Source organism: Streptococcus sp. 2106 (assembly GCF_013277315.1).
Taxonomy (GTDB): Bacteria; Bacillota; Bacilli; order Lactobacillales; family Streptococcaceae; genus Streptococcus; species Streptococcus pseudopneumoniae.
The window spans coordinates 1-23,186 of record NZ_VMMS01000049.1; the positions used below are offsets into that span (position 1 = coordinate 1).

Annotated in this window: 12 protein-coding genes and 1 pseudogene; 1 reads left to right on the forward strand and 12 read right to left on the reverse strand. The window is 41.2% G+C overall.

The features are described 5' to 3' along the window. From HT723_RS06190 to HT723_RS06210, 5 genes are all read right to left on the reverse strand, one after another. The coding region (locus HT723_RS06190; RefSeq protein WP_240154953.1) for an Rpn family recombination-promoting nuclease/putative transposase at nt 1–940 on the reverse strand (940 nt) is incomplete at its 3' end. A gap of 100 nt (nt 941–1,040) precedes the next feature. Further along, complete coding sequence (locus HT723_RS06195) at nt 1,041–2,729, reverse strand: alpha-L-fucosidase (protein WP_172934853.1); 1,689 nt, start codon at nt 2,727–2,729, stop codon at nt 1,041–1,043. 1 nt (nt 2,730) lies between these two features. Then, nucleotides 2,731–6,519, reverse strand: a complete 3,789-nt coding sequence (locus tag HT723_RS06200) for a sugar-binding domain-containing protein (protein WP_172934854.1) — start codon at nt 6,517–6,519, stop codon at nt 2,731–2,733. Between the two features lie 237 nt (nt 6,520–6,756). Then, on the reverse strand, nt 6,757–13,017 hold the full coding sequence (locus tag HT723_RS06205) for a ZmpA/ZmpB/ZmpC family metallo-endopeptidase (protein ID WP_172934855.1): 6,261 nt from the start codon (nt 13,015–13,017) through the stop codon (nt 6,757–6,759). A 275-nt stretch (nt 13,018–13,292) separates the two neighbouring features. After that, entirely contained in the window at nt 13,293–14,192 is a 900-nt protein-coding gene (locus tag HT723_RS06210) for an SPFH domain-containing protein (protein ID WP_000963957.1), read from the reverse strand. 241 nt (nt 14,193–14,433) lie between these two features. Here HT723_RS06210 and HT723_RS06215 point away from each other — a divergent pair, with 241 nt between their 5' ends. After that, complete coding sequence (locus HT723_RS06215) at nt 14,434–15,291, forward strand: 5'-nucleotidase, lipoprotein e(P4) family (RefSeq protein WP_023937667.1); 858 nt, start codon at nt 14,434–14,436, stop codon at nt 15,289–15,291. A gap of 1,084 nt (nt 15,292–16,375) precedes the next feature. Here HT723_RS06215 and HT723_RS06220 read toward each other — a convergent pair. From HT723_RS06220 to dltC, 7 genes and pseudogenes are all read right to left on the reverse strand, one after another. Further along, nucleotides 16,376–17,341: pseudogene (locus tag HT723_RS06220) on the reverse strand (DUF3644 domain-containing protein). Nucleotides 17,342–18,062: 721 nt separating this feature from the next. Beyond that, complete coding sequence (adcA, locus tag HT723_RS06225; RefSeq protein ID WP_016399376.1) at nt 18,063–19,568, reverse strand: zinc ABC transporter substrate-binding lipoprotein AdcA; 1,506 nt, start codon at nt 19,566–19,568, stop codon at nt 18,063–18,065. A gap of 9 nt (nt 19,569–19,577) precedes the next feature. Next, on the reverse strand, nt 19,578–20,384 hold the full coding sequence (locus tag HT723_RS06230) for a metal ABC transporter permease (protein ID WP_000950038.1): 807 nt from the start codon (nt 20,382–20,384) through the stop codon (nt 19,578–19,580). Next, the gene (locus HT723_RS06235) at nt 20,377–21,081 is read right to left on the reverse strand and encodes a metal ABC transporter ATP-binding protein (RefSeq protein ID WP_138700283.1); all 705 of its coding nucleotides are present in this window, start codon (nt 21,079–21,081) and stop codon (nt 20,377–20,379) included. The genes HT723_RS06230 and HT723_RS06235 overlap by 8 nt, the downstream gene beginning before the upstream one ends. Continuing rightward, nucleotides 21,081–21,521, reverse strand: a complete 441-nt coding sequence (gene adcR / locus HT723_RS06240) for a zinc-dependent transcriptional regulator AdcR (protein ID WP_001249308.1) — start codon at nt 21,519–21,521, stop codon at nt 21,081–21,083. Before adcR ends, HT723_RS06235 begins: the two co-directional genes overlap by 1 nt. 153 nt (nt 21,522–21,674) lie before the next feature. Continuing rightward, nucleotides 21,675–22,943 carry a D-alanyl-lipoteichoic acid biosynthesis protein DltD gene (gene dltD / locus HT723_RS06245; RefSeq protein WP_172934856.1) on the reverse strand — a complete coding sequence of 423 codons (1,269 nt, stop codon included), beginning with the start codon at nt 22,941–22,943 and terminating at the stop codon, nt 21,675–21,677. Further along, the gene (gene dltC / locus HT723_RS06250) at nt 22,936–23,175 is read right to left on the reverse strand and encodes a D-alanine--poly(phosphoribitol) ligase subunit DltC (RefSeq protein WP_000351967.1); all 240 of its coding nucleotides are present in this window, start codon (nt 23,173–23,175) and stop codon (nt 22,936–22,938) included. Before dltC ends, dltD begins: the two co-directional genes overlap by 8 nt. Between the last annotated feature and the right edge of the window lie 11 nt (nt 23,176–23,186).

Consider the following 23,186-nt stretch of genomic DNA (forward strand, 5'->3'; position numbering starts at 1 on the left):
TGCCCTGTTCAATCCCCTCAGCTCGACCACGTTCAAGTCCACGCTCTAAACCTTTTTCGATGCCCTGTTCAATCCCCTCTGCACGACCACGTTCAAGTCCACGCTCTAAACCCTTTTCGATGCCCTGTTCAATCCCCTCAGCTCGACCACGTTCAAGACCTTCTGCACGACCTCTCTCCAACCCTTTTTCTTCAGCTTGTTCCAAGGCATAGTCCTGCGCTAGCAAGGCTTGTTCTTCGCGTCTGCGTTGTTCACTAAACATCTCCCTGTCCTCCTCGGACCAGCTCTTGTAGTCCAGCAGTTGATCTGCTTGGCTGATGGCTCGCTCGGGTTCCTGAGTAAAGGGCTTATTACCAAAAAACTCCAACCACGGCTTGCGAACCTCGTCTTTGCTGGTTTCTCTGTATTTTTTTAGTTCCAAGAACGCCATCTTAACCAGATGATTTTCTTGTCCATTATTGGTGATGGTTAAAACCTCACCTGTCGTATCCTCGCGCATACTAAAACTATGAAAAGCTAGGTCATCTGAAAAGTAATTGCTGTCCACAATTGCGATAGCGTATACTGGTGCAATGTGTTTGTAACTCTGGTGGGTGTCACCTTCACGTTGGCGAATTTTTTCTAGGTTTTGATTGACCTGACTACACAAATAAGCCCACAGGCGATTGATGAAAAAATTCTGATGATGGACTTGAATCTCAATGATTACTTGAGTGCCATTATCTAGTTCAGCTAAAACATCTATACTGGTATAGAAATCCTGTGCCGAGTACGGCAGGGAAGGCAAGACGTGAATGTTGCTTCCCTCCAAAATGGTCACATTTTTGGCTGGCAAGTCCAGCATATCGCGAATAAACTGACAAGTGATTTCTGGGTTGCTGAAAATTTTCTTAGCAACCAAGTCATTAGTTGGGCTAATGCCCGGATGACGTAATGTCATATTTCTTCTCCTTTCATTATAGCACATTTTTAAATCTAGGTTTACTAGATTCACTGCTACTATCTATTTATTCGGAAAAGAAATGAGTTGTTAAGATATTTTATCTCGTTTCAACTAAAATATGAGCTTGATCAATCAGCTGTCCATCAACAGTCAGATTCAGATAGAAATCCAAGGTCTTATCGGCAGCAAAATACAGGGTTGGTATGGTCAAATCTTTTTTGCTTTCCCCAGCTTGGAATTGAAGGACTTGAATCTCGTCCTGATAGACGACACCATGGACACCTGTCCCCGGTTGAATCGAAATCTTAGCTTCCAAAGGAGTACTACTTTCGATACGTTCAATCCTAAAATGAAGAGTCTCTCCCTTTGCCACAGCTAGGCTTTTTTCTGCAAATGCTAATCCCTGAACAACTTCTTTTTTTGATAAGCTAGGAGTTTTATAGAGGGAAATCTTGGTCAGTACAGGTAAATCCTGTGTCTCTGTAATCATCACGCGCACCTTCTGTGCCTCTACTATCGGCCCTCGCAAGAGGCGCTTATGAGCAACTGTGAAGCCCCTGCCAAACTCCTGCCAGACACCATCCACCTCTACTTGCACATGAAAAGCAGCGATTCGTTGCCCTAGCTTCAAATCTTCTCTTAACTCAATTACATCAAAAGTTTTAGGCGCTCCCAAGTCGAGTTCTAACTGGATAGGCAAGCCTACATCGCTTGCCCAAGAACTGGTCTCAAGGCCATCTGTCAGATGATGACAAGCAAAGTCTGCGGAAAGAGCTGGACCAGATACCTTAGCTCCCAGAGCCAAATCTTCTTTATAGAGCTCATTGCGATAGGCCGCAAATTCATAGAGACGTTCAATATCCTTTGCATCAAAGAGCCCATCTTGATTCGGCGGAATATTAAGCAAGAGTGGAGTTCCTCGCCCCACCGAGTGAAAGTAGATTTCGACCAACTCCTCAAGTGACTTAGGATCCTGCTCTTCATGGTAAAACCAGCCCGGCCGGATGGAAACATCTGCCTCACCGATTGAAAAAATCGTGCCCGAGGGATCTCCGTGCTGAAGATAGTCCAGCTCTGCTTCTGTTCCTAGTTTATCAGGATTCACCTTTTGCCATAGTGGATCACCTGCATACCCTCGTTCATTGCCAATCCAGCGGATACTAGCACCTTCTGTTGAAAAAATTAAGCAATCGCCCTGCAGTTCACGAATGGTTTCAAACCATTTTTCAAATTCATAATTGACCTTTTGAGCGCCCTCTCCTCTGGCACCATCCATCCAGACCTCAGCAAATTTCCCTCCATTTCCATAGGCAGGATTTGATAAAATCTCCTTCAGCTGTGCCAGGTAATAGGCATTGTAGTCCGCTTCTCGGTCCACATGATAGAGGGGGCTGTGGGCATCCCAGGGTGATAGGTAGACCCCCATATCCATATCAAACTCTGTGGCAGCTTGGGATACTTCAAGGAGCAAGTCCCCCTCTCCATTCCTCCAAGGACTAGCCTTAACCGAATAATCTGTATGAGCCGTCGGATAGAGGACAAAGCCGTCGTGGTGCTTGACCACCAAAATTAACTTTTTAAAGTCCGTTTCCTTGAGCACGCGAACCCACTCACGTGCGTCTAACTGTGTCGGGTTAAAGCGTTCAGGATCCTCCTGACCTGTCCCCCATTCCTGGTTATATAAGGTATTAGGCCCAAAATGGATAAAGGCTGCTAGTTCATCCTCTAAATAGGCTAGTTGAGCCTGACTAGGCAAGGGCCCATGCGGTTTTATTTCTCTTACCATACTACTTCCTATCTACATTTTTCTTTACTTTTTTGGCATGTACTTGCAATTCTGTTAAGGCTAGAGGGCTTGCCAAGCCTTCAAATCGAAGACGCAGGGCATAGGTTTCCACCTTGTCAAATTCAAAACGAAGCTCCTCATCCTTGTCGCTTGACACTTTTCGGATAGCTGATACAGGCCGCCAATTTTCCTCTTGCTTGAGCAGGGAATCCTTATCCAAATGGTTGGGAGTCCGAGGTAAAGTAGGCTCATTCCCTATGTAATAATCAATAAAGGTCGGCTCAACAGCCACATATTCTTGATTTTCAACATAATACAAGGTCACGTTATCTACAAATCGCTGTTTTAAAATCCCTGCATCTCCAAAAAGAATGCCCACGCTGGCTTGCTCTGACTTGACAATCCAAGTATTGGCTATCGATTTCTTCCGAGTAATAACCTTGTCATTGAGATATGAGGCTGGGTGATTCGGCTCTGAATGGGAAGCAAAGACCAGAGGTAGGTTGGATCCTGTCCATTGATTGGAAATGACTTCCCCATCTACACTGGCATCTGTCACATGAATGGTGACTGTTGCTGGCAACTCACAGCCCGCTACCTGCCCTGTGAGAACGCATTCTCCTACCTGAACATAGACTTGAGGATCGAGTTCATCCCAAGTCACCTTGACCGTATCTCGTCTGCCATCTGATAAGACTAGCTTGACTCGGTCTGGTAAGTGTGGGGCTTCCTTGACAAGAGTCCAAACCCTTTCAGACTCAATAGCACAAATCCCTTGGACACAAACCTGAGCAGAAGCCCTTAAATCCAGCCCTTCAAGCTGGCCAGATATCGTAAACTCATGAAAGCTTGCTATATCTTCTTCGGAGATTGCCTCCCAAACAACATTGACTCGTTTTGCACTACCAGACTCATAGTCCACCAAGACTGAAGATGGAAGCTGTGGATAAGTTCCCCTATCTGTATATAAGCGAAGTGGTCGTACAGAAACTGCTTGCCCTAGTGAGGTATTTTCTGCCACCTGCAAATGAGTTTGATAGGTTTTCCCTTGATAAATAGCACTGATAACCAAGTCGCCTGCAGACAAGCAATGAAGCACTCCCTGCTTGATAATGGCGTGGGCACTGCCACTCATCTCCCAAATCACTTCACTATTCCCCACCTTGTTCACAGGGTTATCCACAGTTTGTGGATAAAGTCCAATGGCTGGGGAATCCCCTTCTTGTAATTCTGCCTGCTTGTTCACTCGAATCTCAAACAAGCGCTGATTTTTCACTGGTTGGGTAGCCAAAGCCTCTCCCACTAAGAGATCGAAACTTGCCGGCTCTAGCCCTCTGGCACTGGCCTTTACTCTCACTTGACCTACCCGCTCCAAGCTCTGAACTAAGAGGACACCTCTGCCATGAAAGGCTTTCCGCTTAAACCGACCATTTTTCTGGGCTTGGTAACGTTCACGACTGGCCTGCCTACCATTATCCACACCTACAATAAGAGCAGGGCCTCCAATTTCAAAATGAAGCTGATTGGAAGCAGTCGGCACCCAATTTCCATCCTTGTCCAATACATCAAAATAGAGATAGAGGAGGTCTTGCCCATCTGGCTCCAGTTTTGTCTTCTCAGCATGTAGCCCGATTTTGGCTGGCTTACCTGCAGTCACCACCCTATCTTCTGCCACAAGCTGACCTTGACGGTCATAGGCCACAGCACGCAATTCTCCCGGTTGATAAGCCAATCGCCATTCTAGATAGAGCTGGTCAGAACCTTGTCCCTCCTGGTATCTTCGACCGTCTGAAGTCCATTTTTCCTGAAAGGTCTTCCTACCTTGGGATTTTCCATTGAGAAATAGCTCTACAGAACGGGCATTTGAATACACTCGAACAGGGATATCCCCATACTTATCCACAACTTGTTGATAACTCTTGTGGATTTCCCAATTCCAATGGGGTAGGATATGAACCATGGGATACTGATCTAGGTCCAACCACTGACTTTGATAGAAATAATAGTCATTTTTAGGAATCCCTGCCGTATCCACAAGCCCAAAATAGGAACTCTTTACAGGCATGTCATTTTGATTGTGCCAAGGAGTGGGCTCACCAATATAATCCACTCCTGTCCAGATAAACTGACCCGCATAGTCTAGCCGATTTCGATCTGCTATCCAAGAAGCCGTCGCTGTCTTCCCCCAAGGAACTCGATCATTGCCATAGTCTGACTGTTCAAAATTCCGCACGCGGCGATTATCCCCAACCCATTCCTTATCTGGGCGAAAATAGCTGTCACGCGTCCTTGTAGCCGATGAGGTTTCAGACCCGTAAAGTCGCCACTTGGGATGTCTTTTACGAATCGCGTCAATATTGTCTTCCGAGTAATTCAAGCCTACCACATCCAGCAAATCGGCTATCTTTTCATGGCCCCCAGACCCATCTCCAAAGCGAAACTGGTCCATTCCCATGGTCACAAAACGGCTATCATCCACTTCCTTAACCCTTCCCAGCAAGCGTTTGATCGTCTTCAATGAATGAGCATCGCCATTTGCTTCGCTGACTTCATTTCCCAAGGACCACATAAAAATCGCTGGATTGTTCTTGCCACGCTCAATCATGGTACGCAAATCATAATCTGACCAGAAATCGCCTGCTTTCGCTTCTGGATGAGTCGCTTCTTCTTCAAAAAAGCGACCATAGTCATATTCTTTCTTGCCTCCATACCAGGTATCAAAGGCTTCTTCTTGGATGAGTAGCCCCATTTTGGCAGCTAGAGCCAGTAAAATGCTACTGGCTGGATTATGCGTGATTCGAATAGCATTGACGCCCATTTCCTTCATCTGGCGCAAGCGTCTCTCGGCAGCTGACCTGTTTTCCACAGCTCCCAGCGCTCCGTAGTCATGGTGCAAACAAACCCCATGAATCTTCAACCAGCGACCATTTAGAAAGAAACCCTTATCCGCTTGCCAATCCATATAACGGTAACCAAAAGTCTCCTCTTCTTCATCAACCAAAATGCCATTTTTGTAAAGGCGAGTCTTCAATTGGTAAATGTGGGGATGATCAATATCCCAAAGCAAAGGTTGGAAAATTGATATGGCTTGTTGGAAAGAATATTTGTCCCCAGCTTCAATCACTAGAGAGTCTGTCGCCTGCCAGTCTGACAGCTGTTGGCCATCATACCAGATACTCTGTTCCAAATACACCGACACGGACTGAGGCCCATCATTTGAAACCTTACTTGTAAGCTGAGTTTCCACCCATTCATCTCTTTGTTCCTTTAGCTTAGGACTTGCTATCGTAATCCCATACAAATCCAGATGCACCGAATCTGTCATCAATAATTTTACTTCTCGATAAATACCGCTACCAGAGTACCAACGACTGCTAGGTTGCTTATTTTCCACAAAAACCGCAAGCTGGTTGGCCGTCCCATCATTTCTTAGATAAGGGGTGATATCATAAGAAAAGGGTGTATAGCCATTGGGATAATAGCCCAGCACTTGCCCGTTGATATAGACTTGGGCATTCATGTAAACCCCATCAAAGAGCAAACGCACAGAAACAAGACTGGCATCTTCTTCCAAGTAAAACTGCGTCCGGTACCATGCCTGACCCCCATTTAGCTGGCCACCCTCATTTTGCGCTGGCGAGTACTGGTCAAAATCATTGTAAATACTCCAGTCATGTGGTACTTTAATGGCCTGCCAATTTTCCCTCTGAAAATCCGGCGCCAAGGCATCTTCTTTCCCCACCTCTTGACTAAAAAACCAGTGATTTCGTAAAACTTCTTCTCTTCTCATACAAGCATTCCTCTTTAAACGACTCGATTTACTTGACTATAGCACAAAACAAAAGCGCTTTCAAGATTTCCTCTATCACTCCCTAAATCCTCAGAAAAGATTCTATAATTTGTGGAAAAGTCTGAAAATCACTCCATGTTCATATAAACTGTCATTTTCAAGAAACAAGGTCAAACCTTACAAGAGCGCAAAAAACACCTCTCTGAATGTTCATTCCAGAGAGATGTTCCTTTTGTCTTAGCTATTATAAATCGACTGTCTAAAGTCATCTGAATCTTTGAGATAAGCTTTATAAATCGCTTTTTTCAGTTTTTGAACGGGTGTTTCGATAAACATAAATTTCTGAGCTGTTGTGTTTCCTGCTTTTATTTGAGCAAGTTCCTCTTTAACAGCTTTATTCATAAGCTCTTGTAATTTTTCTTTACTATCAATCACTTCTTCTTTTCCGTTGTAATTTATAGTAATTGGTGTTAACTTACCTAATTTCTCAACACGCTCATTTATTTGCTCTTTTTTGAACTCAGCATATGTTTTTCCTAGAATTTTATCAAAAATATATTTATCTGATAACGGTACTCCCTCTGCTTCAGCTTCTTCTTTAAACTGATTTGATACATAAGGAACAAATCCTTCATAGTAGCCCAAAGCAGCCATCAATTCAAAGGCTTGTTTTCTAAAGGTGATGTCCCCACTCATACCAGAGTCATTTTGACTAACACCATAAATGGTATCAAACATATCAACGGTATAGTAACCATTTGGTGCAATTTTACCTTTATCCTTAAAGCCAGCAATGATATAACGATTGACCAGGATATGATTGTCAATTAAACTATCAATATCTGTCAAGTTTTTGGCATCTTCTAAGGTCAGAGCTTGAATCTCCTCACTCTTATGAGTTGCTGGAATTACTGTATTACGATAATCTATCCATCTTCTAAATGGTGAACTAATCAGAACTATTTTCTTGAAATATTTAGTTTTTTCTTCATCAGTTAGATTTTTCGTTGCCTCAGCTTCTAGATAATCTAGAGTATAAAGGACATCAAAACTTCCCTTCATGTAAGATTGCAAATCTTCTGCCGTTTTAAATCGATCAGGTGTCTTATTGTAAAATCCATCCTTATCACTCTCATCATATACAAAGTTGAGATTGAAATAAGTATCCTTTTCTGGATTATAGGAGTTTTCAAAAATACCACGCGCATAAAACTCTGCGGCTGTACCATCTCGACGACCGTGATTATTAAACAAGACCGTTCTATCTAGTAAGTGCGTCATTTCATGAGAATAAGTCGCTGAACCTCTATCATCCAGAACTCTATCTATAAAGTAACGGACACCTAATCCATTAGCCTCAGCTCCCACCTTACTTACTGGAGAATAGTAATTCATAGGAGTCATAAACTGGTCGACCCCCTTATCAGCTCCACTACCAGCAGCTGGTGACCAAGTGCTATCAATCTGGGCATTCGGATTACTTGTATATTTCTTCATCGTATCAATAATCAAGCGATTTGTCAGCAACTTATCACGATTTTCTGGTTTTGTTATACGATAAAGAGTATCAACATAGTTGGCTTGTTGTACAGCCGCCTTTTCAATTAAAGACTTGACTCTAGCAAGCTCAGCCTGGTACTTAGTTGGATTAGACTGGGCGAGAGAAGTATCTATATAGGAACCAATATTACCGTAAGTAATCGTCGCCATATTACTAATCACGTAAACATTTGGTTCTTTCACATTCAAAAGTCCCAAAATAGCAGCCATATTAGCCTCTTGTTTACGAGGATCCTTTTCCCCAGCTGTCAACTTGCTATACAGCCCGACATGCGCTGAAGGATTTTCCTTAGATGGTTTTTCAACAATCATAGCTTGGCTAGATTTTTTAAGCCAGGTATCCGCATCATCTGACATAAAGAGTTGGCGATTGCTGTCTAAAAATTCCTTCAAGCTAGCCTTACCGGTGATAGTCGATAAATATTTTGTAAATGTTTGAGGACTATTGGTCAATTTCATCTCTTCATAAGACATGGATCCTAATTTTTTCAAACTAGCCAAGGCTGTCATTGTCTTATTGCCAAATGAACTTGGATTAAAGGCCAGAATATCACGAATATTCGTGTCCCCAAATTGAATATTATAAAAACGATTGATATAAGACAGTCCCAACAAAATCTGCTCTTTGTATTGCTCCAGCTCTTGTTTGACCTTGCTGCGATTTTTAGGGGTATCTCCTATAATTCCTAATGTATGCGAGGCAATCTTTTTGAAACTTGACTCAGCTTGCCTCTTCGTCTGATCAAAGCTTTCTTGGATTGACAGTTTTTGAAGATACTCTATGCGCAACATATCTTTGACCTCTTGGTCAGTAATATTTGGTTGTGTTTTTCTGAGAAAGATTTTACGCAGGGTAATATCTCGAGGATCATAGGTAGGCTCTAACTGTGCTTTTAGTTTACTGTCATGTAAGAAGTCTACTGACCTCGCGCTTGTGGTCAGAGCAGACACATCCACAGCATCTTCTCTCTCACTATTTGTTGGAAGGATGTGTGGTTTATCCTCCTGACTACCAACTAAAACAACTCTCGGTTTCATTGGTTTTGTTATTTGACTCACTTCTCGAGGATTAACCAATTCACCAGTTTGTTCATTGATAGCGTAGGTTCTGGTCAGTGTATTCTCACCAACTTCTCCTTCAGAGGCTACCTTTTCCATCTTTTTAGCAAGAGAAGAATCCTCTCTTCGTTCCTCAGTAACAGCAATCGGTTGTATTACTTTTTCCACATTACCAACTTGAATCACTTTATCGACTGCTGGATTTACTTGTCTAGTGGTGTCAGATACCGTCACCTGACCTGTTGCCTGGTCTAGTTGATAAGTCGTCCTAGTTTCCACCGAACCATCACGCCCTGCAACCGCTACTTCCTCTTGTCTGAACTCCAAAGCAGGATTCACCTGGTAGATCATTTTATGAGATAGGACAGTGGTTTCAACACTCGGTTTAGTTCCAACTTCTACAACTTGATCAACTTTGTTGGCTACTATTTTGACAGTTTTACTCTCAGAAATATTGCCACTTGCTTGATCTTTGGTATAGGTAGTAGTAACTTGTTCTTGTCCCTCAACACCCGAAATTTTTACTCTTGTAACGCCGTGGTCTAGCGCTTCATTCTTTTCATAAATGGTTTCATAAGGAACAGCTTTGGTCTCTACTTTGGTCTGAGGAATTTGAGTGTCTTCTTTAGTACCAACCAAGATTACTTTTTGTCGCATAGCTTTAGTTATTTCAGTTTTCTCAATTGGATTTGTTAACTCTCCTGTCTCCGGATTAACTTCATAAGTTTTAGTGACGGTTGTTTCCCCTTGCTCACCTGCATCTTCAACCTCTTCTTTTCCTTTTGGAAGTTCAGGGTTATCTTTTCTCAACTCGGTGATTTCTATAGGTGACACGATCTTTTCTACATTTCCAACTTTTACTATTTTGTCTTTAGCTGGAGTGTTTTCTGTTGTAGTTTCTTCTGAGATAGCTCCTGTTTCTTGATTTACTGTGTATGTTGTAGTTGATACTGTACGCCCTTTTTCACCTGGTGTTTCTACTTTTTCCTTATAACTTAGCGTCTCATCTGCTACATATCGTGTTTCAAACGGAGTATCCTTTATTTCAACCTTAGACTTAGTTCCTACTGCCGTTATTTTCGCTTGCATTGGCTTAGCGACTTTTGTCGTTACATCTGGCTCAGTCAAGTCTCCTGTTTGTTCATTTACTTTGTAAACTTTTATTGTTGTCGTTTCTTCGTCCTGACCTTGATTTCTGACTTCTTTGACACCTTTATCAAGTGACTCATCCGCAACAAACTGTTCACCTCTTTTGGTTGTTGAGGTTGTTTCTTCTACATTTCCAACCTTAACAACTCTATCTACTGGATGTTTTTCTATCTTTGTTGAAGTGTTTTCTACTATTTTCCTAGTACTTTCATCAAAACTGTAAGAAGTAGTTGTCACTTCCTTACCATTTTCGCCTGCTACTTCTACTCGTTGCTCTTTGTAATTTAAAGCTGGCGATGCTGTATAGATTGTTTTATAGTCCAGTACTTTTTCTTTCATTACTGGACTTGGGACAGTTGGTTGCTCTTGGGGAGCTGAGGGTTCAGGCTGAACAGCTGGAGCTGGTTCGTTTCCTTGACTTGGGTTGACCTCTGGAGATTGATCTTCTTCGCGTCCTGATTCCATGGCTGGGGTTGCTGGTTCAGAATCTTTGGTCTCAGCAGTTTCTTTAGAGGGTTGCTTAGACTCAGTACCTTGTGGGGCATGAGTTTGATTTTCCTCACCCCCTGATTCCACGGCTGGGCTTGCTGGTTCAGAATCTTTGGTCTCAGCAGTTGCTTTAGATGGATGATTAGACTCAGTACCTTGTGGGGCAAGAGTTTGATTCTCCTCGCCCCCTGATTCCATGGCTGGGCTTTCTGGCTCAGAATCTTTGGTCTCAGCAGCTACTTTAGATGGTGGCTGGGACTCAGTACCTTGTGGGGCAAGAGTTTGATTTTCCTCGCCCCCTGATTCCATGGCTGGGCTTTCTGGCTCAGAATCTTTGGTCTCAGCAGCTACTTTAGATGGTGGCTGGGACTCAGTACCTTGTGGGGCATGAGTTTGATTCTCCTCGCCCCCTGATTCCACGACTGGGGTTTCTGATTCAGAATCTTTGGTCTCAGCAGTTGCTTTAGATGGATGATTAGACTCAGTACCTTGTGGGGCAGACTCACCAACATCTTTTACCCCCTCAACTGAATTCTCCAGCTGTTTCTCCTCACCCTTTTGTTCCGCAAGAGATTGATCTTCTTCGCGTCCTGATTCCACGGCTGGGGTTGCTGGTTCAGAATCTTTGGTCTCAGCAGTTTCTTTAGATGGTAGCTTAGACTCAGTACCTTGTTGGACATGAGTTTGATTCTCCTCGCCCCCTGATTCCACGGCTGGGATTGCTGGTTCAGAATCTTTGGTCTCAGCAGTTTCTTTAGATGGTTGATTAGACTCAGTACCTTGTGGGGCATGAGTTTGATTCTCCTCGCCCCCTGATTCCATGGCTGGGCTTTCTGGCTCAGAATCTTTGGTCTCAGCAGTTGCTTTAGATGGATGATTAGACTCAGTACCTTGTGGGGCATGAGTTTGATTCTCCTCGCCCCCTGATTCCATGGCTGAGGTTGCTGGATCTGGTTGCTTCAGCTCGGATTCTGGTTTGTCAGGTGTTTGTTTCTCGCCCGGTCTTGCTTCTGTACCCGGCGTTTCTTCTGCTCCTGGTCTTGATTGTCCTATTCCATCAGCTGGTTTTTTCTCTGTTTCATTCTCTACTATTGGAGTTTTTTCAGGTTGAACTGGTCTACTTTCCTCAGATTTGGGTTCAACTTCTTCCTTAGTCCCAACTGCAATCACCTTGTCCACCGGCTCTTTTGTGACTATATTTTCTATAACTTTGCTAGATTTTTCCCCATTAACGATAGTGACTTCCGTATAGATGGTGCGTTCACCAACAACACCTTCTTGAACAACTTTAGTTTGCCCTTTAGCTAAGGTTGCATCTTCTTGTTCTATCGTTTGGAAAACAACCTCCTCTGTAGTGATTAGCAATTCTGGTTTCTCTACTGTGGCATTTAACACACCTTCCTCAGGACTTGTTTTATAATCACTATTATCTTCTGCTTTCGGTTGTTCTACTTTGGGATTTCCTGCAACTTCTTCCTTAGGCCCTATAGGCACCATTTCATCAGGAGCTTCAACAATTTTCTCAACTGCGTAGGATGGTTGAGGAGATTGCACAAGGTCTTCAGTCGAGCTAAAATGAGATGCAGTCTGTGGTACAATCTTCTTAGATTGAGGTTCTGAACTTTCCTCCTTTTGAGATAATGCTGGCGACTCTACCTTATCAACAGAAAGTTCCTTACTAGCACTATCTCTTACCAAATAATATCCCGTAAATTCGTATCCTTGGACTCTTTCAGGACTTGGTAGAAACTGACCTTCTACTCTCTTAACAAGGGCTGGTTGCAATTCTACCAAATTTTCTAAAGCAGAGATGGATGCTACCCAACCACCAACAGCAAAGACGGTCACAAGGAAGTAAGACGCTCCCTTTTTTCTCTTGATTAAAGTGAAGGAAAGCAATAATAATCCTGCTCCCAAGATAAACATCCCATCATTAGAAAAAAGACCTGTTTCTGGTAATCTTGTAGCCAATTTTCGATAGACAAAATAGTATTCTTTTCCCTCTTTTACCTCAATTTTATTTTCTTCAAACCATTGCAACTCAGATTTTAGCTTTTCAGGTAAATCCTGCTCATCCAAATAATGACTTGAAATTAGTGTTGAAGTCGTTTCGGTAGCCTGTACAGGTTGAGCACCCATACCAGCAAAAAATAAACTCGTTCCTAGCAAGACCGAGCAAGCTCCTATTGCATATTTCCTCAAAGAAAAACGCTGCTTTCTCTCAAATTGAAATTCTTTCATCCCATCTCCCATCATTCATTATTACTGTATATTTAGTATATCAGAAATAGTCTATATTCTCAAATCTTTCTAGTTATTCCCTTATCATTCCAAGTTAAGGGCAACAACATACAATAATTTTTATTTAATACTCTTCGAAAATCTCTTCAAACCACGTCAGCGTCGCCTTGCCGTAGGTATGGTTNNTTTCATTGAGTATAAATGTATATCAATATTTTTTGTTTTTCTTAATAAACGCAATGCAAAAAGAGCCTGTTGCCAAGCTCTTTAGTCTATTATTTCTTCTCAGCGCGAAGAGCTGACAAGATTTGTGTACGGATATCATCCACACCATTTGGAGTATTTGGTAAAAAGATGGTTTGATTTCCTTTAGAGGCAAAGGTATTCAAGGTATCCAAATACTGGTTGGTCAAAAGGATGGACATGATTTGTTCTTCTGTCATGCCAACATTGGCTTCCTTGAGTTCGGTGATAGATTCTGCCAATCCATCCACAATCGCCTTACGTTGTTGGGCAATCCCCACACCATGAAGGCGGTCTTTTTCTGCTTCGGCTTCAGCTGCAGTGACAATTTTAATCTTATCGGCTTCTGCCAATTCTTGCGCTGCGACCCGTTTGCGTTGCGCCGCATTGATTTCATTCATGGATTGCTTAACTTCTGCATCTGGCTCCACCTTAGTAATCAAGGTTTTCACGATAATGTAGCCGTAAGTGGTCATTTCTTCTGCTACTTGGTGTTGAACTTCAAGGGCAATCTCATCTTTTTTCTCAAACAATTCATCCAAGGTTAATTTTGGAACAGAAGAGCGAAGGGCATCTTCGATATAAGATTTAATCTGAGATTCTGGACGCATGAGTTTATAGTAGGCATCTGTCACGCTCTGCTCATTGACACGGTACTGAGTCGCTACATTCATCATCACGAACACATTGTCCTTGGTCTTGGTCTCAACCACAATATCACTTTGCAGCAAGCGCAACTGAATGCGTGCTGCAATCGAGTCAATCCCAAAAGGCAAGCGAATATGAATACCGCTGTTGGAAACCTTTTGGTATTTCCCAAAGCGTTCAATAATCGCCACCGACTGCTGACGAACCACATAAACTGTACTCAGTGTGACTATCACCAATAGGAGCACACAAACAATCAGAAAAATCATGAAAAATATTGCCATAATGGAACCTCCACAAGTATTTTTCTAGTATTATATCACATTTAAAGAAGGCTGTGCCGTTTTTACTGCGATTTTTCCTGAAATGTCAATAATTAGAGGTGAAACTGCATTTCAAGTTAGTAATCTCTTTTTTTCACTGCATTAACTTCTATAGAATCTTCATCCATAGTCAGAGAATGACTTGCCTTAACTTTTCTCTCGTGATATACTATTTATGAAATTAATGAATAGGAGATATTTCATGAAATCAGCAAAAACTACTGTTACAATCCTTTCTGCACTTGCATCTGTCGTCTTATTATCTAGTTGTGCAACAAAGTCTACAGAAACACAGACAAGCAATAAGAGCTCATCTGATAATCAGATTACAATGACATATGACCAACTACGGTCAAGAGAAAATACTATGTCAACCCTTTGGTATCAAAAATCAGCTGAAACCAAAGCCTTGTATCTACAAGGTTATAATGTTGCCACAGATCGTCTAAAGGAATTACTGAAAACAGAATCAGACAAGCCTTATTCAATCATTTTGGACTTAGATGAAACAGTCTTAGATAATAGTCCTTATCAAGTTCAAAATATCAAAGACGGAACAGCATTCACACCTGAAAATTGGGATATTTGGGTTCAAAAAGCTGCAGCAAAAGCCGTCCCAGGAGCCAAGAAGTTTCTTCAATTTGCCAATCAAAACGGCATCCAAATTTACTATATTTCTGACCGCTCAGTTAATCAAATAGATGCTACGATTAAAAATCTAGAAAACGAAGGAATCCCTGTACAAGGGCGTGATCACCTCATGCTCTTAGAAAGTGGTGTAAAATCCAAAGAAGGGCGTCGCCAAGCAGTTCAAGAGAAAACTAATCTAGTATTACTATTTGGTGATAACCTCGTAGACTTTGCAGATTTTTCGAAGATTTCTGAATCTGACCGTGATAAACAACTTGAAGAATTGCAAAAAGAATTCGGTGAAAAATTCATCATCTTCCCAAATCCAATGTACGGATCATGGGAAACAGCTGTCTACGCTGGCAATAAATTGGATGCTAAAGGTCAAGTGGAAGAACGCCAAAAGGCTTTGCAAGGTTTTAATAAATAAAACAAATAAGCTGATTCTATATAAACTAAGGTTAACTTACAATCTTCAAAAAGTGGATAGGAAGGAATTCTGATAATCAGAAAACTTTCCTATCCACTTTTTTAATTGATATAACATCAAGCTTTTATACATCTGATACTATACGTTTTTCTGATTTTAAAGACTTTGTCGCCTAGACCCTATATTTCAAGCATTAAGTGACCTTGATGATATAAATTTATTGTGGTATACTATTTTTGTCATCGGTTACCGATTACGTTCCTATGGGTTCGTGAGAGGAGGTGAAACTAATGAGCCTTATCATAGAGCTCGCTCTTACTATTATAGCGGATGTTATAGCTGGAATTATCTTGTATTTCGTCTGCAGATGGCTAGATAGTAAGGGGTAGACCGAGTGACTAGCCTATAAACACCCGTTAAATCGCTAAGATACGTCAAAAAAGCCCTTAACTACGGCAATAGTTAAGGGCTTTGGTGTTCTAATGAACCTTATCAACTAACTACATTTTAGCATATAATCTACAATAGTTCAAGCATTAAGTGACCTTGATGATATAAATTTATTGTGGTATACTATTTTTGTCATCGGTTACCGATTACGTTCCTATGGGTTCGTGAGAGGAGGTGAAACTAATGAGCCTTATCCCAGAGCTCGCTCTTACTATTATAGCAGACGTCATAGCTGGAATCATCTTGTATTTCGTTTGCAAATGGCTAGATGGTAAGAAGTAGACCGACTGACTAGCCTATCAACACCCGTTAAATCGCTAAGATACGTCAAAAAAGCCCTTAACTATGGCACTAGTTAGGGGATTTGGTGTTCTAATGAACCTTATCCATTAACTACATTCTAGCATATAAGCCCAGATATTTCAAGAGTTTTATTTATTATTTAAAGTTCCTTAGTTCTGAAAGGTATTTGATTTTTCATCAATTCATTTAAAAATACTATACAAATTTCTTTACATTTTCCATAAGTATGATATAATGAACTCAATAAGATAACTTGTGAAGGATAAACGCTGGGTCCCAGAATGGGGTAGACTGAAAGGTTGAGCATTCCTATGTGCCTGGGGTTATCTTTTTATTTTGATTTTTTAAGGCTCTCTACAAAGTTTAGAGGGTCTTTTTCTATTTCTGTAATGATAAAGTCAACAAATTGCTGTGAATAGGTATAGTGCTCAGACTTACCTATTTTATGGCAATATGCAAATTTCTCGTCAGTTTTTATTGAATAGAAATCAATGATTAAGGTTAGAACATATTGATTGAAACCAGATTTATAATTTAATTTGATATTCTTCTTGTTTAATCGATCATTTACAACTGAGATGATATTCCCGTATGAATATTTGTGAGTCTCTGATGGATCTTTTAAATCTTTTACTATTGCTACTTGAGAGGGAGATTGATTTGCAATTGAGACAACGAAGTCAGCTTCAGACTTTTTCTTTGTGATGTATAGGTTTTGTTTTACACCGATTGCAAATTTATCTGAATTATACTCAGAAACAAGAACATCTATAGCATTTGCTTGCTGAATAAACTTTTCTGCAATTTCCGCTGGGTATTTTAGTCTGATTTGTTCATTTGTCAGAGGCTCATAACTTGCTGATATAGTTAGGAAATTTTGTGCAATGGTCTCAGTGATGTCTCTACCATGAAATCTCTGAAGTTCATTGACATAGTTAAGTACACACGCTTGAAATAGTGGAGCGTACTTTAGTTCGTAATCCTCTGTAATATAATGTGTGCTGATATTTCTAAGCTCAATAATACGCTCCAGATTTAGTCGAATTCGTGTACTATCATCGGAATAAATTTTCTTGATAACATTTTCAAGGCTGAGAGTTCTATCTGGATTATCCTTAAAATAGATTGATAGATTTCTATTTAGCATTTCAGACTTCAACATCAACTCCTAAGCATTACATATGAAAAAACTGAATCCTTCAATACGATATTTGATTGTAGGCTTGTTGTAAATTTCCAGCCCCATAATAAAGGCCTCAACACTTTTATCAACAAGTCGTTGACTTAAATTTTTCATATTTTTCTTCCCTCCAATCTAACTATTAAGCAATCTTTTTAATAAAAACAGTTGCTTTTTATTTTTTTCTTATTCATTTGTCAAATTTGCCGTTTTTTACAGTTTAGTTTATAAAGTCGGATTTCCCTTCCTCCATAATTTTCTTTTATAAAACATCAAGCCCTTAACTGACATCTGATTACTAAACAGGTAACTTACGAAAAATACGCAGACATATCAGAATTACAAGAGAATTTCTAATATCACTATATCGCTTCTTTTATTAAAGACTAACTTTTTTGTTAAAATGTTTATACTCAACAAAAATCAAAGAGCAAATTAGAAAACTAGGATTATATATTCCTGTAGAATATACCAAAACACCCCTTAACTATCGCACTAGTTAGGGGCTTTGGTGTTCTAATGAACCTTATCCGATAAAATTATTCTAACATACAGGCCCAGATATTTCAAGAGTTTTATTTGATTTTGATATTTTTGAAATTCCTTAGGTGTCTGAAAAGTCTATAATGACGTTATACTCAATGAAAATCAAAGAGCAAACTAAGAAGCTAGCCGCAGGCTGCTCAAAGCACTGTTTTGAGGTTGCAGATAGAACTGACGAAGTCAGTAACATCTATACGGCAAGGCGACGTTGACGCGACTTGAAGAGATTTTCGAAGAGTATTACCATCTAGTACCCCAAAAACCGACCAGCTCCTATGAACTAGTCGGTTTCTCATCAATGTGCCAACATTTCTTGAGCGATTTCTTGGCCAGATAGGTTATCTGGATAGTAGGTTGGCCAGTTATCCATTTCTTCAAAGAGGGCTTCTTGGCTTGTGCCTCCAAAGAAGATATGGAAATGTTCTGCCTTAACTGGGGCGATATTGTGGTCACTAAACTGAACATATTTGAATTGTCCAGCGTCAGCATCTGTGGCTTCAAAGAGGAAGCGAACACCACGATTGCCTTTCTTGTAAGTCAAGATTTTCTTACCAACATACTTGTAGGTGAATTTCTTGCTTTGTCCACCTTGAACAAATTCCATAGTATTATCAGTAATATTAATCTTAGTCACATCTGTCTGATAGCCTTTTGTATAGTAAGCCTTGTACTCAGCCTGGGTCATCTTACCAGTCAACTTAGCCTTGTAGTCAAAGACTTGGTCAAACGTGCCATCTTCAAGGAAAGGATAAACTGATTGCCAGTTACCTACATAGTCACTCAAGGTGCGATCCTTGACAGCTGCATCCTCAAAGTAACCATTTTGAACTGTCTTGGTATCCTCTGCCTTTTCAGGCTCGATTGCTGGGCCTTCTTGGTCCGTTGTTTGTTTCAGAGCCTTGAGGTTTTTCTCCATCACGGAAATGTAGTTTTCGCCAGCCTTGGTATCCTCTTCTGTCAGACTTTCCAAAGGATTGAGGACATCTGTTTTGACACCTGCTTCTTTTGAAAGTGTGTTAGCAAGGGCTTGTGAAGCATTTTCTTCAAAGTAGATATAGGCAATCTTATTTTTCTTGACGTACTCTGTCAATTCCGCCAAGCGAGCAGCTGATGGCTCTGCATCTGGAGAGAGGCCTGAAATTGCGACTTGTTTGAGTCCATAGTCTAAGGCAAGGTAGTTAAAGGCTGCGTGTTGAGTCACAAAGCTCTTTTGTTTGGCTTGAAACAAGCCTTCTGCATAAGCCTTATCCAAGGCTTGCAATTTTTCAATATAGGCAGCAGCATTCTTCTCAAAGGTCTCTTTTTTATCAGGATAATCTGCTGACAAGCTATCACGGATATGCTCTACTAGTTTAATGGCACGAACTGGTGATAACCAAACATGGGGATCGAACTCATGGTGATGGCCTTCTTCTCCATGGTCATGGTCTCCCTCTTCTTCCTCACCACCTGGTAAGAGCAACATATCCCCTGTTGCCTTGATGGTTTTGACCTTTTTCTTATCCAAAGTATCTAGCAATTTAGGTACCCATGTTTCCATGTTTTCATTTTCATAAACAAAGGTGTCTGCGTCTTGGATTTTGGCAACTGCCTTGGCAGACGGTTCATATTCATGGGGTTCTGTACCAGCACCGATTAGGAGTTCTACATTAGCAGTATCTCCTGCAACTTGCTTGGTAAATTCATAGACAGGGTAAAAGGTTGTCACGATATTTAGTTTGCCATCTGCCTGCTTTTGATTGGAACAAGCCACTAAAAACAAGGCACATAGACTGGCTAGCAATAAGCTAATTTTTTTCATGATATTCTCCTATTTGATAAAACGTCTTACTAAACTAATGAGCAAGAAAACAGTTACAAAAATAATGGTAATACTTGCACTTGCAGGTGTTTCTGCATAGTAGGAAATGTAAAGCCCTGCTACCATTCCCAAAAATCCAATAGCACTGGCAAGCAGCATAACCGATTTAAAGTTTTTCCCCAGACGCAGGGCAATACTAGCTGGCAAGACCATGATAGTCGATACCAGAAGAGCTCCCGCAGCTGGAATCATAAGGGCAATGGCCACCCCTGTCACCATGTTAAAAAGAATGGACATGGTACGAACGGGCAAGCCATCCACAAAGGCCGTATCCTCATCAAAGGTCAGGATATACATTGGTCGAAGGAAGAGGAAGGTCAAGATCAAAACAACCGCCGCAATGACGAAGAGGGAAATGACCTGTTCTTCGCTAATAGTCACGATTGAACCAAAAAGGTACTGGTCCAAACTCATAGAACTAGAGCTTTTACCCTTGCTCATGACAATCAGAGAAACAGCCAGACCTGTTGACATGAGGATAGCTGTCCCGATTTCCATAAAGCTCTTGTAAACCGTACGGAGATACTCCAGGAAGACCGCCGCAATCAAGACAATGGCAATCGTAGAAACTGTCGGAGAAATCCCCAAAACCAACCCAAAGGCTACACCCGAAAGTGAGACGTGGCTAAGAGTATCACTCATCAAACTCTGACGGCGCAAGATAAGGAAGGTCCCCAATACCGGCGAGAAAAGACTCATGGCAATAACGGCCAGAAAGGCACGCTGCATAAAGTCATAAGATAACAAACTAAGCATGGCCCACCTCCTGATCATTCTCATGAACGTTGAAACAACGCCATGGCGAATCTTGGTTACGAACTAGATGAATATTGCGATCCGCATAGTCCTTAACTTCTTCAGGGTCATGGGTAATCATCAAAACAGCCTTGCCATGATGATGGGCGCTGTGGTGCATAAGTTCGTAAAATTCATTTTTACTCCCTGCATCCATCCCTGTTGTCGGCTCATCTAAGATAAACACATCTGGGTCAGAAGCAAACATACGCGCAATCACCGCTCGCTGCTTTTGTCCCCCAGATAGAGACCCCAAGCGTTTGTCTCGGTGTTCCCACATACCAACTGAGTCCAGACTAGCCTTGATATGCTCCTCATCATGAGCATTCAAGCGACGGAACCAACTTTTTCGCGGATAACGACCAGATTTGACAAATTCATAGACCGTACTTGGAAAACCAGCATTAAAACTGGCAATCTGTTGAGGAAGGTAGGCTATTCTCAATTTCTTACCCTGCGTATTTGTCTTTGAAATGGTCACCCTACCAATGCGTGGTTGGAGAATTCCAAGACTGGCCTTGATCAGTGTCGTCTTAGCTGCCCCATTCTCCCCTGTCAAGGTAACAAATTCCCCACTATCAACACTATAATTGATATGTTCAAGAACAGGCTCCTTATCATAATAGAAGGATAAATCCTCTACCGTAATATATCTCATTATTTGATTTCTCCTACTAAAGCAGTCAAAAACCGCTGAATCACTTTTTGTTCATTTGGAGTAAACTGAGTCGCCACTTGTTCATAGGTTAAAAGTGTGTGCTCATGATGATGATGGTGCTCCTCAGCGATTGGACGAGCCAAATCAGTCAACTGATAAAAAATCACACGCGCATCCTTAGGATCTTTAGATGTTTCCAACATTCCTTCCTTGACCAAAGACTTAATGGCCTTGGTAACTGCCGCCTGACTGACATTGAGACGACGAGCCAACTCTGAATTTGTTAAAGATTCCTCCGACAAGAGCATGAGGATATGCTCCTGGGTATTTGTCAGGGCCACCTCACTAGTGCAATGACCTATTAGGATTTCATGCTGGTTTTCCGCCTGTAAAATCACCTCATTCAAAAAAGCATCGATATCCTTCGCTAGCTGTCTCATATCTGACTCCTTTCCTTTTAGATTTCTCCATTTTTAAGAGAAAAATACTATTCTGTAGAATTTTATTTACCAGTTAATTATATCACAAGCAAAAAAAGAGTCAAGAAAAAACGTAAAAATAGGCTTCATTCTTGAACTCTTCTATATTATGATCTATTGAAATTCCTTGACATCTCCATCGTATGTCGCCCAGTCTTTGCTGAAAAAGCGCTCATTCAGATGATAAGTCGGAGCTGGTGTGGGATTGGATAGGAAAGGATCAACTGCCTTGTCAAAAGCCAACCACCCCAACCAACCAAGGTGAATGGTGTCCTTCATAAAGAAAGGCTCCCCACCATCCTTAGAAAAATCCGCTATATTGGTAAAACCTTGACTCTCTAACTGGTAGCGAATCTTCTGCACCGTTTGTTGGTACATATCCTCTCGTAAACCAGCGTAGTCCATCCATTTTTTATTTACAGGTGGAATGATAAAAATCGGGTTTACCTTAGATTTAGAAAACTGGGTTAACACCAACTGCAGGTCATTATACTCCGGTGATTTGAGGTAGGTAAAGTTTTTCTGAGAATCCTTTAATTTCTTCAAATCCTTCTTGATCTGCTTATTATAGAAATCATTTTCCATTCCCAGATCATTATTGGAAGTATTCTTTTCAGCATCTGCTTTGACAACATCCTCTATGGCTTGATAAGAAAACTGGTCTGGCAAGGTCTTTAAATACTTAACTACATGCTTATCATAATTGACATAACCTCTAACTGAAAACTGTCCAAAAAAGGAAGCCTGGCGTTCATTAAACCGAGCCAATAATTCAATCGTCTCATTGTCTGCCGTCGACAATTCTTCTTTGCTTGCCAACTTCTGAACCAAATCCTTCATAGCTACGTTGGGAAACTGCTGTAGTAAGCGAGTCGCCGCATATTGGCTAGCCTGATCTCCAGATTGATGTTCCAGAAAACTGGTCAACTGGTCTCCATTAAAATACTGCTGGAAGGCTGCTGGCTCATAGCCATTTTTACTGAACCACTGAGGTGAGATAACATACACAACTTGTTTATTCTCCAGTTGTGGCAACATCTGTTGCATTCCAAAATACTGGTTAAGCGATGCAGCTCCCCTCTGTCCTAAAAGATAAGGACGGTAGGAGCGATTGTATTTCTCAGCTAATACCGCAGGATGAGCACCGTCAAAACGAAGCCATTCACTAGAGCCAAAGAAGGGAACAAAACGTGTATTTGGATCAGATAGTGCTCTGACCTTTTGACTTCGCTCCTTAAAACTATCGATAGTAGTAGCCACTGCTGAACGCTTTTCAGCTCCTAGATTATGACGCATCTCAGTAGGATAAAAGAAAATGAGCAGAAAAACCAACAAACCAGCTATCAATACCGGTCCGAAGATCATCCATAAGCGTTTAAGCATTTTGTAGCTCCACAATACCAGCTATGATTTTATTAGCTGTATTCCAGTCGTCGCGACCAAACTCTGTTACAGGGACACGAATGTCAAAACGGTTCTCAATCTCCACAATCAATTCAACCGTTCCCATACTATCCAAGACACCTGCATCAAAAAGATCTTCATCCATCATGTCAGAAACATCTTCCATAAACAACTCATCAATAATTTCGATAACTTCTGATTTGATATCCATATTTTATTTCC